The sequence below is a fragment of the Ralstonia soli genome, assembly GCF_023955655.1.
Taxonomy (GTDB): Bacteria; Pseudomonadota; Gammaproteobacteria; order Burkholderiales; family Burkholderiaceae; genus Ralstonia; species Ralstonia soli.
In genome coordinates this window covers 384,420-398,630 of sequence record NZ_JAMXHT010000005.1, presented here as the reverse complement: position 1 = coordinate 398,630, position 14,211 = coordinate 384,420, and the positions used below count along the sequence as shown (strand labels likewise).

At 65.1% G+C, this 14,211-nt stretch carries 13 protein-coding genes; 4 read left to right on the top strand and 9 right to left on the bottom strand.

The genetic code is table 11. The features are described 5' to 3' along the window. Nucleotides 1–7 precede the first annotated feature (7 nt). Nucleotides 8–1,432 (bottom strand): multidrug transporter subunit MdtD, encoded by a 1,425-nt coding sequence (gene mdtD / locus NG900_RS14990; protein WP_252681745.1) that lies wholly within the window; start codon nt 1,430–1,432, stop codon nt 8–10. Nucleotides 1,433–1,618: 186 nt separating this feature from the next. Between mdtD and fumC the strand changes: the two genes are divergently transcribed. Next, a complete protein-coding gene (gene fumC, locus NG900_RS14985; RefSeq protein WP_252681742.1) occupies nt 1,619–3,016 on the top strand; it encodes a class II fumarate hydratase in 1,398 nt (465 codons plus the stop codon). A gap of 9 nt (nt 3,017–3,025) precedes the next feature. Here fumC and NG900_RS14980 read toward each other — a convergent pair whose 3' ends face one another. From NG900_RS14980 to NG900_RS14950, 7 genes are all read right to left on the bottom strand, one after another. Next, nucleotides 3,026–4,324, bottom strand: a complete 1,299-nt coding sequence (locus tag NG900_RS14980) for a sensor histidine kinase (RefSeq protein WP_252681740.1) — start codon at nt 4,322–4,324, stop codon at nt 3,026–3,028. Next, nucleotides 4,321–5,613 carry an alpha-hydroxyketone-type quorum-sensing autoinducer synthase gene (gene cqsA, locus NG900_RS14975; protein WP_252681738.1) on the bottom strand — a complete coding sequence of 431 codons (1,293 nt, stop codon included), beginning with the start codon at nt 5,611–5,613 and terminating at the stop codon, nt 4,321–4,323. The genes NG900_RS14980 and cqsA overlap by 4 nt, the downstream gene beginning before the upstream one ends. Before the next feature lie 221 nt (nt 5,614–5,834). Then, the gene (gene speD, locus NG900_RS14970) at nt 5,835–6,254 is read right to left on the bottom strand and encodes an adenosylmethionine decarboxylase (RefSeq protein WP_252681736.1); all 420 of its coding nucleotides are present in this window, start codon (nt 6,252–6,254) and stop codon (nt 5,835–5,837) included. After that, complete coding sequence (locus tag NG900_RS14965; RefSeq protein ID WP_252681733.1) at nt 6,251–6,436, bottom strand: hypothetical protein; 186 nt, start codon at nt 6,434–6,436, stop codon at nt 6,251–6,253. The genes speD and NG900_RS14965 overlap by 4 nt, the downstream gene beginning before the upstream one ends. Continuing rightward, nucleotides 6,433–7,881 (bottom strand): DUF4178 domain-containing protein, encoded by a 1,449-nt coding sequence (locus NG900_RS14960; RefSeq protein ID WP_252681730.1) that lies wholly within the window; start codon nt 7,879–7,881, stop codon nt 6,433–6,435. The genes NG900_RS14965 and NG900_RS14960 overlap by 4 nt, the downstream gene beginning before the upstream one ends. A 74-nt stretch (nt 7,882–7,955) precedes the next feature. Next, nucleotides 7,956–8,987 carry an SPFH domain-containing protein gene (locus NG900_RS14955; protein WP_252681727.1) on the bottom strand — a complete coding sequence of 344 codons (1,032 nt, stop codon included), beginning with the start codon at nt 8,985–8,987 and terminating at the stop codon, nt 7,956–7,958. A gap of 45 nt (nt 8,988–9,032) precedes the next feature. Next, a complete protein-coding gene (locus NG900_RS14950; RefSeq protein ID WP_252681724.1) occupies nt 9,033–9,431 on the bottom strand; it encodes a DUF350 domain-containing protein in 399 nt (132 codons plus the stop codon). Between the two features lie 203 nt (nt 9,432–9,634). Between NG900_RS14950 and NG900_RS14945 the strand changes: the two genes are divergently transcribed. Beyond that, nucleotides 9,635–11,212, top strand: a complete 1,578-nt coding sequence (locus NG900_RS14945; protein WP_252681723.1) for a polyamine aminopropyltransferase — start codon at nt 9,635–9,637, stop codon at nt 11,210–11,212. Continuing rightward, nucleotides 11,212–12,834, top strand: coding sequence for an NAD(P)-binding protein (locus tag NG900_RS14940; protein WP_252681720.1), 1,623 nt, complete (start codon nt 11,212–11,214; stop codon nt 12,832–12,834). The genes NG900_RS14945 and NG900_RS14940 overlap by 1 nt, the downstream gene beginning before the upstream one ends. Here NG900_RS14940 and NG900_RS14935 read toward each other — a convergent pair. Further along, on the bottom strand, nt 12,831–13,544 hold the full coding sequence (locus NG900_RS14935; protein WP_252681719.1) for a dienelactone hydrolase family protein: 714 nt from the start codon (nt 13,542–13,544) through the stop codon (nt 12,831–12,833). The two genes, NG900_RS14940 and NG900_RS14935, sit on opposite strands and share 4 nt — an antisense overlap. Before the next feature lie 157 nt (nt 13,545–13,701). Between NG900_RS14935 and NG900_RS14930 the strand changes: the two genes are divergently transcribed. Next, nucleotides 13,702–14,064, top strand: coding sequence for a DUF1304 domain-containing protein (locus NG900_RS14930; protein ID WP_252681716.1), 363 nt, complete (start codon nt 13,702–13,704; stop codon nt 14,062–14,064). Nucleotides 14,065–14,211 lie beyond the last annotated feature (147 nt).

Below are 14,211 nucleotides of genomic sequence, written 5' to 3'. Positions count from 1 at the left end.
CGCGCAGTCAATGCACTTCCATCTCGGGCCGCTTGACCACCTGGGTTGACTCGTAGCGCGAGAGCTGCGCGAAGATCCACGCCGCTGCCGCCGTCATGATGCCCACGCAGACGAAGGTCTTGTGGAACGCGGCCAGCGTGTCGCGCCCTTCCGGCCCGGCGGTGAAATCGGTAAAGCCCGTGAGCAACGCACCGGCGGCGGCCACGCCCAGACTCATCGACAGCATCATCACCATGGAGAGCATGCTGTTGCCCGCGCTGGCCAGCGGACCGGTCAGGTCTTTGAGCGTGAGCGTGTTCATCGCGGTGAATTGCATCGAATTGAACGTGCCGAACACCGCCAGTTGCACGATGCGCAGCCACACCGGCACGTTGGGCGTCATCACCGCAAAGCTGGCCATCATCAGCCCGACCATCAGCGTGTTCACAAACAGCATGCGGCGATAACCGAAGTGCTTGATGGCCCAGGTGCCCAGCGGCTTGGCGGCCATGCCGGCAGCAGCCACGGGCACCATCATCAGCCCTGCCTGCAAGGGCGAGTACCCCAGGCTCACCTGCAGCAGCAGCGGAATCAGGAACGGCATGCCGCCGCTACCGATACGCGCAAACAGGTTGCCCAGCACGCCGATGGAAAAACTCGGAATGCCGAACAGCGTGCGCGGAAACAGCGGCCCCGGCACACGCCCCGCATGCAGCCAATACGCCGTGAGCGCAGCCAGCCCGAGGATCAGCAGCACCAGCACTGTGGCGTGCTGGAAGCCCAGCTCGGACAGTCCATCGAGCGAGAACGACACCGCCGCCATCCCGAAGGCCAGCATCAGATAGCCCGACCAGTCGAAGCGGGTGTCATCGTCCGCACGCACATCGGGCATCACCTTGAGCGTGACCAGCGCGCCGATCACGCCCACCGGAATGTTGATGAGGAAGATCCAGTGCCACGACACCGCCTGCACCAGCCAGCCGCCCAGCGTCGGGCCGATCAGCGGGCCGATCAGCCCCGGAATGGTGACGAAGCTCATGGCCGGCAGGAACTGCTCGCGCGGCACCACGCGCAGCACGGTCAGGCGCCCCACGGGCATCAGCAGTGCACCACCTACGCCCTGCACCACGCGCGAGGCAATCAGCATGGTCAGGCTGCGCGATTCGGCGCACAGCAACGAGCCGAGCGTGAACAGGAAGATGGCCGCGAAGAACATTTTGCGTGTGCCAAAGCGATCGGCCAGCCAGCCGGAGGCCGGCATCAGCATGGCGGTCGTCAGCGTGTACGCGATGATGACCGACTGCATCTTCAGCGGGCTTTCCGACAGGCTGCGCGCCATGGCCGGCAAGGCCGTGTTGACGATGGTGGAATCCAGCGTCTGCATGAACAGACCCATGGCCACCAGCCAGAGTAACGGTTTGAGAGATTTGTCGACAGAAGCGGAAGAAGACATGGCGAGGCAGTGGGGCGTGCGGCGGAGCCGCCATTGTGGCGTGCCACGCCCGGGCTCGCAAACGGTGTACCCGGCAAAACGGCGCCGCCTGGCCCTACTGGCCATCCGCCCTACCCCCAACAAGGGCACTGGGCTCTGCCTATACTGGAGCGTTCGTCCCCGTCACCTCGTGCCCTCGCTCTCGCCATGACCACCCCCACCGCCACTCGCCTTGAACGCGACACCTTTGGCCCCATTGAAGTCCCTGCCGACCATCTGTGGGGCGCGCAGACGCAACGCTCGCTGCAGAACTTCGACATTGCCGGCGACCGCATGCCGCGCGAGCTGATTGACGCGCTCGCTCGCATCAAACGTGCCAGTGCCGCCGTCAACGAGCGGCTCGGCCTGCTGCCTGCGGACAAGGCCAACGCCATCATCGCCGCCGCCGACGAAGTCATCGCCGGCAAGCACCCGAACGAATTCCCGCTGGTGGTCTGGCAAACGGGCTCGGGCACGCAGACCAACATGAACATGAACGAGGTGCTGGCCAACCGCGCCAGCGAACTGCTCGGCGGCGAGCGCGGCGAAGCGCGCCTCGTGCACCCGAACGACGACGTCAACCGCAGCCAGTCATCCAACGACGTGTTCCCCACGGCGATGCACGTGGCCGCCGTGACAGCCATCACGCACCACTTGCTGCCCTCGCTGCGCGCCCTGCGTAACACGCTCGCCAAAAAATCTGCCGAGTTTGACGACATCATCAAGATCGGTCGCACGCATCTGCAGGACGCCACGCCGCTCACGCTCGGCCAGGAGTTCTCCGGCTACGTCGCCCAGCTGCAGCACAACGAGACGCACCTGAACGCCGTGCTGCCGCACCTGTGCGAGCTCGCGCTGGGTGGCACAGCCGTCGGCACCGGTCTGAACGCGCCGGCCGGCTATGCGGAGCAGGTGGCAGCAGAGCTGGCGCAGTTGACCGGCCTGCCCTTCGTCACCTCACCCAACAAGTTCGAGACCATGGCATCGGCCGATGGCCTCGTGTTTGCGCATGGTGCATTGAAGACACTGGCCGCCAGCCTCACCAAAATCGCCAACGACATCCGCTGGCTGGCAAGCGGCCCGCGCAGCGGGCTGGGTGAAATCTCCATCCCAGAAAACGAGCCGGGCTCTTCCATCATGCCGGGCAAGGTCAATCCCACGCAGAGCGAGGCCGTGACGATGCTGTGTGCGCAGGTGTTCGGCAACGATGTCGCCGTCAACGTGGGCGGCGCATCGGGCAACTTCGAGCTGAACGTGTTCCGACCGATGATTGCCTACAACTTCCTGCACAGCGTGCGCCTGCTGGCCGACGGCATGCGCAGCTTCAACGACCACTGCGCCGTGGGCATCGAGCCCAACCGCGCGCGTATCGAAGAGCTGGTGCAGCGCTCGCTGATGCTGGTGACGGCGCTCAACCCGCACATCGGCTACGACAAATCGGCGCAGATCGCCAAGAAGGCGCACAAGGAAGGCACGAGCCTGCGCGAGGCCGCGCTGGCCCTGGGCTATGTCACGCCCGAGCAGTTCGATGCGTGGGTGCAGCCGGAAAACATGGTCGGCAAATAGGCCGACAATTCAGCGCGCCTGTGGGAAACGGATGCGGAACTCGGTGTATTCGTGCTCGACCGATCGGCACGAAATGCTCGCGCCCCAGCTGCGCAGGACCTTGCTGCAGAACATCAACCCGATACCCGTACCGCGATGCGCCGGGTAGGAAAAAAATGGCTGAAACATCCGCTTGAGCACGGTGGGCGACACGCCGGCGCCGGTGTCGCGCACGACCACCTCCACCGTCTGCGGAGCCAGTGCGTAGCCAATCTGGATGTCGCCCTTCCCGACACGCTGGATTGCCTCCAGCGCGTTCTTCGTCAGATTGGTGATGACATGCTCAAAGAGCTTGGCGTTGCCCAGAACCCGCACACCGGCGCTGGGTGCAATCTGCACGAGCTCACGGCCGCCGGGCTCGAACGGGAACGCCGCAATGGCCGAACAGATGGCGTCGTGCGGATCAAACCATCCGGTGCTCACGGTTTGCGGGTCTTTTGAGTTGGCCAGGAGCAATTCGATGCTGGTGTTGGCCCGAGCAACGTCGGTGCGCATGCGCTCGATGGCTTGGTGCAAGGCAGGCAAGTCGGGCGAGTCCGCCGGCACCCCGCCCTGCAGGCGTCGTTGAATGCCTTGTGCTGTCAGCGCAAGGCTTGCCAGTGGCGTGCGCAGTTCGTGGGCGACGGTGCCAAGGGCCAGCGCCACACCTCGCTGCTTCTGTTCGACCAGGATCTGCCGGTCGATCTTGATGACGACCAGCACCGCAACGACAAACCCGAGCACGGGCAGCTGTTCCAGCAGCGCATACCATGGGAATGCGGTAGCCGCATGCCCCACCGCCAGAAACAGCATGGTGGCCACCACGGCGCCGCTGATCAGCGAAATCATCGCGAACGCCGTGCTGAAGTGAAAGAGGATGACCACTGCAATCACCACGGATTCGGCCCACACCATGGTGCCGGCGTTTTCCAGGTAGAAAAAGATAAAGGCGAAGGGCAACCCCGCGGTGATCGCGAAGAGCGCATAGGCCGGCAGCCACTTGTACTGCGACAACCGGTTGGCAAACAGCAAGGGGAGGAACAGCAGCGTGCAGAGCGCCCGCAACCAAACGTTTTCGTACGGCTGAGGAAAAACGTAAGACCAGATTGCGTAGTAAAGCGGGTGCCCGATCACGCCAAGCGCGCCGACAAAGCGGATGCGTCGAAGCCGCGCTGCGCTTTCATCATCGAGCAGCGCCGCGCTCGTCAAAGACGCCACGACGCGCTGCCACACGCCCAGCGGCCAGCGGCCGAAGCTGCCTTCAAATACTCCACCCTCTGTGTCGGTCATGAGTCTGCCAGACATGCATTGTGTTGATCGGCCGCCGCGGGACGGCGCATGCGCCGCGTAGACGGCCAGTTCTCCAGCCCCACCTCATCGCGGATATCGGCCAGCGTGCACAGCAGGCGGTCGATTTGCGCGGGGATAAGTTTGGCATGCAGCGTCAGCCGCATCAACGCCCGATTCTTGGGCGTGGCGGGGGCACAAAATACTGCCCCAAAAATGCCCCGCTTCTGTAAGGCATCGCGAAGCACCTTGACCTGGGGTTCCGTGCCGGCCTCCAACGCAATGATCTGCTCCGTGCCGCCGCCGATGTTGTAGCCCAGCGCCGCAATGCCGGCACGCACGGTGCGGGTCAATGCATGCAGGCGCGCACGCCGCTCGTTGGCGGCAGCAATGAAGTCGGCGGCGGCCTCGAACCAGGCAAGCTCATGCCGCAACAAGCCCGAACTGAAAATGGCCGGACGCGCCTCCACCGCAAAAAACTCCTTGAACTGGCCACCGCAGGCAATCAACCCGGCACGCCCGGCAAAGGCCTTCGCCAGGGAGGCGGTCCGGAAATGCACGCGCCGCTCCAGTCCGAACTGCACCACCAGACCCGCCCCGCCCGGCCCATGCGTCCCCAGCGAGTGCGACTCGTCCACGACGATGCCGGAACCGCTCGACTCAGCCAGTTCGACGAGTTCCCGCAGCGGCGCGACGCTGCCGGTGGTGCTGTATACCGAATCCACCACGATGATGCCCGGCCCCGCGCGCTCGATCTGGCGCCCAAGGTGATCGACGTCGTTGTGACGGAACGGAACCGGTTGCGCTCCGGCCGCGCTGATGCCCTCCCACAAGGAGGCGTGGGCGTTCATGTCGATGAAGACCGGCACGCCCGGGCCTGCGATGCACTGGATCAAGCCGACATTGGCTGCCCATCCCGATTGCGTGATCAACCCGGATTCCGCCCGCATGAGCGTGGCCAGGCGATGCTCAACACGGTGCTGTGGCGTATCGCCATGCTGAAACACGGCCGACATGAGCAACTCAGGCGAGTGGCCCAGCAGCGAACGGGCCTGCGCGCGCACGAGAGGCCGCTCGCCAAGCAGGCAAAGGTAGTCGTTACTGTTCAGGAATAGAGCATCCGGCCCCGGAATACGGCCATGCAGAAGATGGTCGCCTCCCCAGAGCTTGGCCATGCGCTCATCGAAATGCGTCCGCATGCGGGCAAGAATCCATTCCGGCAGCGGCGGGGCGGCGGGCGAAGGCTGACTGGGGATAAAAGAAGCGGGAACGTGCGTGGGCAGGGTGGTCATGAAGGCCTCATCGTCAGGTCGGTGGCGGAGAGACCAAACGCCGGTGGCCTTGCATCAGCCACCGTGGATGCAAATCCAAGGCGCCATCATGGCACGCGCGTGCACGCGAGTCTTGGCGTTGACGCAGCCGGGCAACCGCTATGGCAACGCACGCACCGCTTTTGCGCGACCCCGGGGTGTGTGCGACGGGCGCCCGAGGATTTCGGATTAAATCGAATGCACTAGAGCCCCGCGCCGCCGCGCCGTTCGATGCGCAGGTCGACGCGCTGCGGCGCCAGGGCTCGCTCGAACACCGCACGCGCGGCATGCGTCGTGCCTGTGCCGCACATGAAGGCATCGATGGCGGCAAATCCATGTTCGGGCCAGGTATGAATCGACAGGTGCGACTCAGCCAGCAGCAGCACGCCGGTCACGCCGCCTTGCTCCCCGCCCGGGGTGCCCGTACGCACGGTATCGAAGCGATGCAAATGCGCATGGAGAATGGTCGCACCAAGCGCATCGGCTGCCGCGCGCAATGCGGTCTCCAGGGCGCGCGCATCGCGCAGCAATGCAGGCGCCACGCCATACAGGTCGAGCAGCAGATGCTCGCCTACGGCGACGGTCGCGTCCGCCAGGGGCAGGCCCGCATCGGTGCGCGTCACTTGTGGCCCCCGCTGAAGCCGCCGCCATAACCGCTGCCGCCCGACGACCCGCCCCAATACGACGAGCCCCCCGTGCCGCTGCCGTACGACGGCGTGCGTGGCGCGGCAAAGCCCGCCTTCCAATCCATGTACGTCGCGCCGATCACCACGGCCACGGCATAGAGAACGAACCAGCCCTTCACTCTCCACCCCCGATCTTGGCGACCAGCCAGGCCGGCACGATCAACAACAGCGCCGCGAAGAACGTGATGCTGAACACCGCGCCAGGCGCCATGAAGAACGGCACCAGGTTCAGCAGGCCGAGCAGCACGCAGGCCACCACCGCCACCGTCATGATGTTTGAGGACGATGCCTTGGCCGGCTCCGCCACCACCTTGCCGAACCACGCCTTGATCTGTGCGGCGCTCACCGGCGTGCTCTTCGACCACGTCAGCTCATGCGCATCGCTCTCGGCGGCGAGGCTTTCCTGACCGGCTTTGTATTCGACCACGTGCGTCTGGTCGCCGGTCTGCACGCGCCAGTTGAACGCACCGGCCGCGTAGGTGACACGCGCGTCGTAATCCTCATCGCGAATGAATTGCGTGCCGCCATGCAGGGCCTTGCGGCTGTCGGGCTGCGTGGGCCAGAGCGCAAGCACATTCGCGCGAAACCAGCCGTCATCGGTTTCGACCATCCACATGAAACCGCGCTTGGGCGTGTACAGCAGGTATTCGAACCATTCACCCTCGCCGTTGACCACCGCACGACGCATCACGCCGATCACCTGCCACTGCAGGCCGTCGATGAGCGCCTTGTCGCCAAGCTCCAGCGTGGTGACGACTTTCGGCACCGAGCGTGCGCGCGCGATGATGTCACCGCGCGGCGTGGACGCGTCAATGGCGGCGCCGCAGCCGGGGCACAGCACGTGGCCCGTCACGCCGGGGCTGAACGGCACCGATGTGCCGCACTGTGGGCAATCAAGGTTGGTGAGCTTGCCGGGAACACGGCCGGCGGCTTCCATGATCTCGGCGTCGGTGCGCAGGAGCTGGCACTTGAGCGCATCAAGCGTGGTGGCTTCGCCAAGGTAGAGCGTGGGCGCCGTGCCGTCCGAATAATCCAGCGTCATGAAGGCGTCTTCGCAGCGGCCGTCGGCCACGCGTGCGTGCCAGCCCGCGCCCACGCGGAAGGGCAATTCACCCTGGCCTCCGGTGCAATCTGCCTCGCGCACGTCCGACAGCGTGAACGGCTTGCCGTCGGCGTTGTACAGCTGGCCGGGGCGCAGTGTCTCGAATGCGACCGCGTTGGCCGGCGTGCCATGTGCCAGGGTCATCGTTACTTGCCCGGACGCTTCCGCCAGCCAGCCGTCGGTGCCGTCATCGAACAGCACGTACCACTCGTTCCAGAAGCCCGCGTCATAACGCAACTGGATGCGGCCGACCACGGTGAAGGCCTTGGCTTTGTAGCGCCCGGTGGTGCCGATCTGCACGCGTGCGTAGTCCTCCAGCACGGCAGACATCTTGCCGATGTCGGACAGCGTCTGGCCGTCGCGCAGCAGCGTGCTTTTGCAGAAGCTGCACACCGTCATCACCGCCGCGGCAGACTTCAGTTCCACCGGCGCGCCACACGCCGGGCAGTTGGCATGAAACATGGTCAGGTCGTTCGATTGCGCAGAAAAAACGGGCGGTGCGTACCGCCCGATCCTCCGATAGCTGCGGCTACGGTTCAGCCCCCGGTCAGCGCCTTGAGCACGGCTGCCTTGCCGGCATCAAAGTCGGCCTGCGTGATGAGGCCCTTGTCGAGCAGTTCCTTGAGCTTGGCCAGGCGTGCGGTCGGGTCGTCAGCGGCCGGAGCAACCGGTGCCGCGGCGGCAGGTTGCGCTGCGGCTGCACCCTGCACGGTCGTGCGCAGGCTCTCGGCCATCGCCTGGCCCATCGCCAAACCGGCGGCCAGCCCTGCGCCCGTGCCGGCAATGCCGCCTTCATTGCGCGCGGCCAGCGGCAGCGATTCGGCCGTCTGGTATTGCGTGAAGCGCTGCATGTCGCCGGTCATGTCCATGCTGATGCGGCGGTCCAGCGCGGCCTGCAGTTCATCCGGCAGCGTGACGCTGGAGACCTGGAAGCTGTCGAGCGCCAGACCGTACTGCGTGAACTGCGGCAGCAAGGCTTCGCGCACCTTGTTTGACATCAGCATCTGGTTGGCAGCCAAGTCCAGGAACGGCACGCCAGATTCGCCAAACGCCGTGGCCATCGCGCCCATGATGACGGGTGCGAGTTGCGCCTCGACCTCATCGACGGTGTAGATATCGCGCGTGCCGCTCACCTGCTGGTAGAACAGCTTGGGGTCGGCCACGTGGTAGGCGTACACGCCAAAGGCGCGCAGGCGCACCATGCCGAAATCCTTGTCGCGCACCGTCACCGGCTGCGGCGTGCCCCAGCGGCGGCCGAGCTGCTGGCGCGTGCTGAAGAAGTAAACGTCGGACTTGAAGGGGGATTCGAACAGCTTGTCCCAGTTCTTCAGGTACGTGAGAACCGGCAGCGTCTGCGTGGTCAGCTTGAAGGTGCCGGCGCTGAACACATCGGCGATCTGCCCTTCGTTGACGAACATCGCCATCTGCGAGTCGCGCACGACCAGGGTGCCGCCGTTCTGGATTTCCATGTCCTGCATGGGGTAGCGCCAGGCGAGCACGCCGTCTTCGCTCTCCGTCCATTGCAGGATGTCGATGAACTGCTTCTTGATGAAACTGGACAGGCTCACAGCACACTCCTTCGCGAAAGCTCGCGGGGCAGAACAATCAGAACGTCAGGACAGGCAGGCCGCGTTGATCACGCCCACGGCCAGCGCGCTCACGCCGAACAGCATACCGGCGGCGATGTTGTTGTGCTCGATCTGCAGACGGTAGTCGGGCATCAGCCGCGTGAGCACCACAAAGACGATCAGTTGCACGACCGATGCCATCACCGCCCAGAACAGAAACGGTACCAAGCCGTCGGCGTGCGTGATGCTCGACGCGATGGTCAGCACGAAACCGAGCAGTGCGCCGGCCAGCGACAGCGCCGCCGCGATGTTGCCCTCGCGGATCAGCTTGAACTCGTCATACGGCGTCAGGCGCAGGTAGACGAAGAAGAAGCCGGAGAACACCACGGCACCCGCCAGCAGGTGGGAGACGTAGGCGATCAGGGAAGCGGTCATGTCGGGCATGGCGGATGGCAGCGTAGACAGGCTGGACAGGGCACAGGTGGCGCCACTATAGCGGCTGATGCGCCGCTTGCGTACCCCCCGATGCTGCCGTGCACAGCCGGCTCGCAGACGGCGAAAAAAGGCGGCACAATCGCGCTCGCCATTTGCGCAAGGCGTGTGTTAACGCGCCTTCATCTTCCGCACTATTTTCCCTGTTCCGCCGCATGCCGACGCCGCAATCCGACGCTACGTACGAACCCGCGCAGCCGGCAGGCCGCAGCAATGCCCTGCTGGTCCTCGCTGTCTTTGTCGTTGCCTCGTGCGGGCTGGCGTACGAATTGATTGCCGGGGCATTGGCCTCGTACCTGCTGGGCGATTCCATCCTGCAGTTCTCCTCCATCATCGGCGCCTACCTGTTTGCGATGGGCATCGGCTCGTGGCTCTCGCGCTACGTGGCGGACGACGCGTTGCTCGCGCGCTTTGTCGATCTGGAGCTACTGGTGGGACTGTTTGGCGGCGTGTCGGCGGCGGCGCTGTTTGTGCTGTTTGCGGTGGAATCCGCACCGTTCCGGCTGGTGCTGTATGCGCTGGTGACGGTGATCGGCGTGCTGGTGGGCATGGAGATTCCGCTGGTGATGCGCATGCTGCATCGCCGGCAGGCCAAGTTCTCGGATCTGGTCAGCCGCGTGCTGACGTTCGATTACCTGGGCGCGCTGGCGGTGTCGCTGCTGTTTCCGCTGGTGCTGGCGCCGCGCCTGGGGCTGGTGCGCACCGGCTTCCTGTTCGGCCTGTTCAATACGGCGATTGCGGTGTGGACGCTGTGGCACTTCCGTGCGGAATTGGCGCTCTCGGCCCGCATGCGCACGGCCATGGCGTGGCGCGCCGGTGCGGTGGCCGCAGCCCTGCTGGCGGGCTTTGGCGCATCGGACAAGCTCACGCATTGGTCGGAGCGTGCGCTCTTTGGCGACGAGATCATCCACGCGATTTCATCGCCGTATCAGCGCCTGGTGGTCACGCGCTGGAAGGATGACCTGCGCCTCTACATCAATGGCAACCTGCAGTTCTCCTCGCGCGACGAATACCGCTATCACGAGGCATTGGTGCTGCCCGCGCTGGAATCCGTGCGCGGTGCGCGCCGCGTACTGGTGCTTGGCGGAGGTGACGGCCTCGCGCTGCGGCAGATCCTGAAGTACCCACAGATTGAACACGTCACGCTGGTCGATCTGGACCCGCGCATGACGAACCTGTTCTCACATGCGGAAGCGCTGGTCGCGCTCAACCAGCACGCCTTCAGCGACCCGCGCGTGACGGTGGTCAACGCCGATGCGGGGCAATGGCTACAGACTGCCACCGACATGTTCGACGTGGCCATCGTGGATTTTCCGGACCCATCCAACTTCAGCATCGGCAAGCTGTATTCGGTACCGTTCTATCGGCTGCTATCGCGGCATGTGGCGGATACCGGGCTGGTGGTCATTCAGGCCACGTCGCCGTATTTCGCGCCGCGCTCGTACTGGTGCGTGGATGCGACCCTGAACGAAGCCGGCTACCGCACGTGGCCGTATCACGCGCTGGTGCCGTCTTTTGGGGAATGGGGTTTCATCCTGGCTGCACCGGGCCGGGCTGACTTCCAGCCGCCCACGTCATACCGCGTGCCAACACGTTTCCTGGATGCCGACACCACGCATCAGATGTTCAGCTTCGCGCCCGACATGCCCCGCCCGCAGGTGGAGCCCAACCGGCTGAACAATCAATCGCTGGTGCGGTATTTCGAAGAAGACTGGCACGGCGTGCTGCGCTGATGACGACGCGACGCAGCTTCCTGGTGGGTACCGCTGCAGCCGGTGTGGCCGCGGCAGGTGCTGCTTCGTGGGCGGGCTTTCGTGCCTTCACGGAGATCACCCCCAACGTGCGCATGCCCGGCCAGGCCGCCGGCCATCAACTGCGCGATCCGCGCGCGCTGCCCGCGCCATCGGAAACGCGACGCGTGGACGTGGCGATCTGCGGCAGCGGCATCGGCGGATTGAGCTGCGCATGGCGGCTGGCAAAAGGCGGCCGGCGCGATGTGGTGGTCGTAGAAGGATCCGAGCGCTACGGCAATGCCGCCGGCGGTGCATTTGGCAGCCAACGCTTTCCGACCGGCGCGCACTACCTGCCGCTGCCGTCGATGGAATCGACGCACGTGCGCGAGATGCTGGCCGACTTTGGCGTGATCGAACGCAACCCGTTTGCACAGCGCCCCACCTACGACGAACGCGTGCTCGTGCATGCGCCGGATGAACGCCTGTGGCTCGGCAACCGCTGGCAAGACGGGTTCGTGCCACACGAAGGCATCACGCCCGAACAACGCGCCGAGCACACCCGCTTCTTCGCCTACATCGAACGCCTGCGCCAGACCACCGGCCGCGATGGCCGGCGCATCTTCGTCGTCCCGACCGCGCTTGCCTCCAACGACCCAACCTGGCGCGCGCTCGATGCGCTCACCTTCCGCGACTGGCTGCACCGCGAGGGCTACCACGCCGCCACGCTGCACTGGTATGCCGACTACTGCTGCCGCGACGATTACGGCGCCACCGCCGACCGCGTCTCCGCCTGGGCCGGCATCGCCTACTTCGCCAGCCGCGGCGGCATGGCCAGCAACGCCGAACAGGGCACCGTGCTCACGTGGCCCGAAGGGCTGGACTGGATGGCCGAGCGGCTGTTCGAAGCCGCCGGATTGAACGAGGCCGGCCGTCTGCTGCCCGGCAGCGCCGCGCGCATCGGCACCACGAACGAAGCCGGCGCCCGCGTCTATGCCGATGTGCTGCAGGCCGATGGCCGCGTCGTGCGATTGCTGGCCGACCACGTGGTCAGCGCGATGCCGCTGCACGTTGCCAAACACGTCGTCGAAGGTTTTGACGTGCCCGCCGCCGAGTTGCCCGAAGCCGCGCCGTGGTTGCTCGCCAACCTGCTAATCGAGGGCTTTCCGCCGGAGCACGACGACACGCCGCTGGCGTGGGACAACGTGGTCTATCGCGGCACGGGACTGGGCTATGTAGTGGCCAATCATCAGGACATCCGCGTCGGACCGCCAGCACAGAGCGTGTTTACGGCCTATGTGGCGCTGTCAGACATGACGCCCCATGCAGCACGCGAATGGCTGTTGAGGGCATCGCCACAAGCATTGCTCGATCGCGCGCTGGCCGATCTCGATACGGTGTATGGCATCCGCCTGCGCACGCAAGTCCGGCGCGCCGATCTCACACTACGCGGCCATGCCATGTCGATTCCCACGCCGGGCTTTCTCTCGCGGCCTGCCATTGCCTGCCTGCGTGAGAGCGCCGGGCCGATCCACCATGCGCATGCGGACCTGTCCGGCTACTCGGTCTTTGAAGAAGCCGCGTGGTGGGGTGACCGCGCGGCGCGGACGATTCTGTCGAGTTAAGCCTTGGCCCACAGCGTGCGGCCGAAGAACGTCAGCGCGCGGTCCCACGCATGCTCGGCCCACACCGGGTCGTACTGCGTGATGGCGATGCGGTTCTCGCCGACGGCGGTTTCGTTGGCGAAGGCGTGATACGCGAGGTAGCGGTGGAAGTCGACATCGACCCCGGCATCGACCAGCTTCTTCTCGAGCGCATCTACCGTTTCGATCTTGAAGGCCGTGTCCTGCGTGCCCCAGTGGCCCTGCACCGGCACCTTGATCTTGGAGGCATCGATGTATTCCAGCGGGGGGAAGCCGTACCACACCACGCCGGCCGCCGCTTCCGGCACGTTACACAGGGCGAGCAGCGTGAGCGCGCCGCCCATGCAGTAGCCCGTCACCCCCACGCGGTCGCAATTCTGCTTGAGGTATTGCACGGCGCCGCGAATGTCCTGCGTGGCGGCATCGCCAAAGTTCAGGTTGCTCATCAGGTGGTGGGCCTCTTCCTCTTCCACCGTCATGGTGCCGCGGTAGAGGTCGGGCACCAGTGCCACATAGCCGGCGCGCGCGAGGCGGTCGGCCACGCCCTTGATCTGGTCATTCAGGCCCCACCACTCCTGGATGACCACCACCCCGGGCGCGCCCTCCGCCTTGGCCGGCTTGGCCAGGTAGCCCTGGAGTTCCTGCCCGTCGGGGCGTTTGAACGAAATCATGGATCCGTGGGTTGCAGTCATGTGATGGCTCCTCTATGACACGACGTGAGACGAAAGCGCACAGCATAGCCCGTGCCGATGAAGTTTTCAGGCAAACGCCATTTACACAGCACAAGTTCGCGATGTGAACGCTCTATCATGTGCGCACCTTCATTCTCGTTTGGACCGCCAAACCGCCATGATCAAGACCCTTGCCCTGCTCGTCTACCTGCTGGTGCTGTTGATCCACGTCTATATCGTGGTGCTTGAAATGGCGCTGTGGAAAACGCGCGGCCCCAAGGTATTCCGGATCACGCCCGAAAAGGCAGCCGAGACCGCAGCCATGGCGTCCAACCAGGGCTTGTACAACGGCTTCCTGGTGGCGGCGCTGGTGATCGGGCTGGTGGCGCCGGACCCGGCCATCAATGCTGCATTTGCGCTGTTCGGGCTGCTCTGCGTGGCGGTGGCCGGCATCTGGGGGGCCATCACGGTCAGCAAGCGGATTCTCTTTGTACAGGCAGTGCCGGCAGTCGTGGCGCTGGCGCTCGGGTGGTTCGCCTGAAGGCGCGACGTGGCGGTAGCCGTTCGGGCGATGGCGACGAAGCTTGTCTGCGCCGCCATCGCGCACTAGCTTGAAGGAGTCAGAAGGGCCGCATCCACCGGGTGCGAACCCACCGAACAGGACTTTACGTGCTCTCCATACGCCGCC

Excerpts from the sequence above, each read along its gene's own strand:
- mdtD (WP_252681745.1), bottom strand. The coding sequence starts at position 1,432 with ATGTCTTCTTCCGCTTCTGTCGACAAATCTCTCAAACCGTTACTCTGG.
- fumC (WP_252681742.1), top strand. The coding sequence starts at position 1,619 with ATGACCACCCCCACCGCCACTCGCCTTGAACGCGACACCTTTGGCCCC.
- NG900_RS14980 (WP_252681740.1), bottom strand. The coding sequence starts at position 4,324 with ATGACCGACACAGAGGGTGGAGTATTTGAAGGCAGCTTCGGCCGCTGG.
- cqsA (WP_252681738.1), bottom strand. The coding sequence starts at position 5,613 with ATGACCACCCTGCCCACGCACGTTCCCGCTTCTTTTATCCCCAGTCAG.
- NG900_RS14960 (WP_252681730.1), bottom strand. The coding sequence starts at position 7,881 with ATGTTTCATGCCAACTGCCCGGCGTGTGGCGCGCCGGTGGAACTGAAG.
- NG900_RS14950 (WP_252681724.1), bottom strand. The coding sequence starts at position 9,431 with ATGCCCGACATGACCGCTTCCCTGATCGCCTACGTCTCCCACCTGCTG.
- NG900_RS14945 (WP_252681723.1), top strand. The coding sequence starts at position 9,635 with ATGCCGACGCCGCAATCCGACGCTACGTACGAACCCGCGCAGCCGGCA.
- NG900_RS14940 (WP_252681720.1), top strand. The coding sequence starts at position 11,212 with ATGACGACGCGACGCAGCTTCCTGGTGGGTACCGCTGCAGCCGGTGTG.
- NG900_RS14935 (WP_252681719.1), bottom strand. The coding sequence starts at position 13,544 with ATGACTGCAACCCACGGATCCATGATTTCGTTCAAACGCCCCGACGGG.
- NG900_RS14930 (WP_252681716.1), top strand. The coding sequence starts at position 13,702 with ATGATCAAGACCCTTGCCCTGCTCGTCTACCTGCTGGTGCTGTTGATC.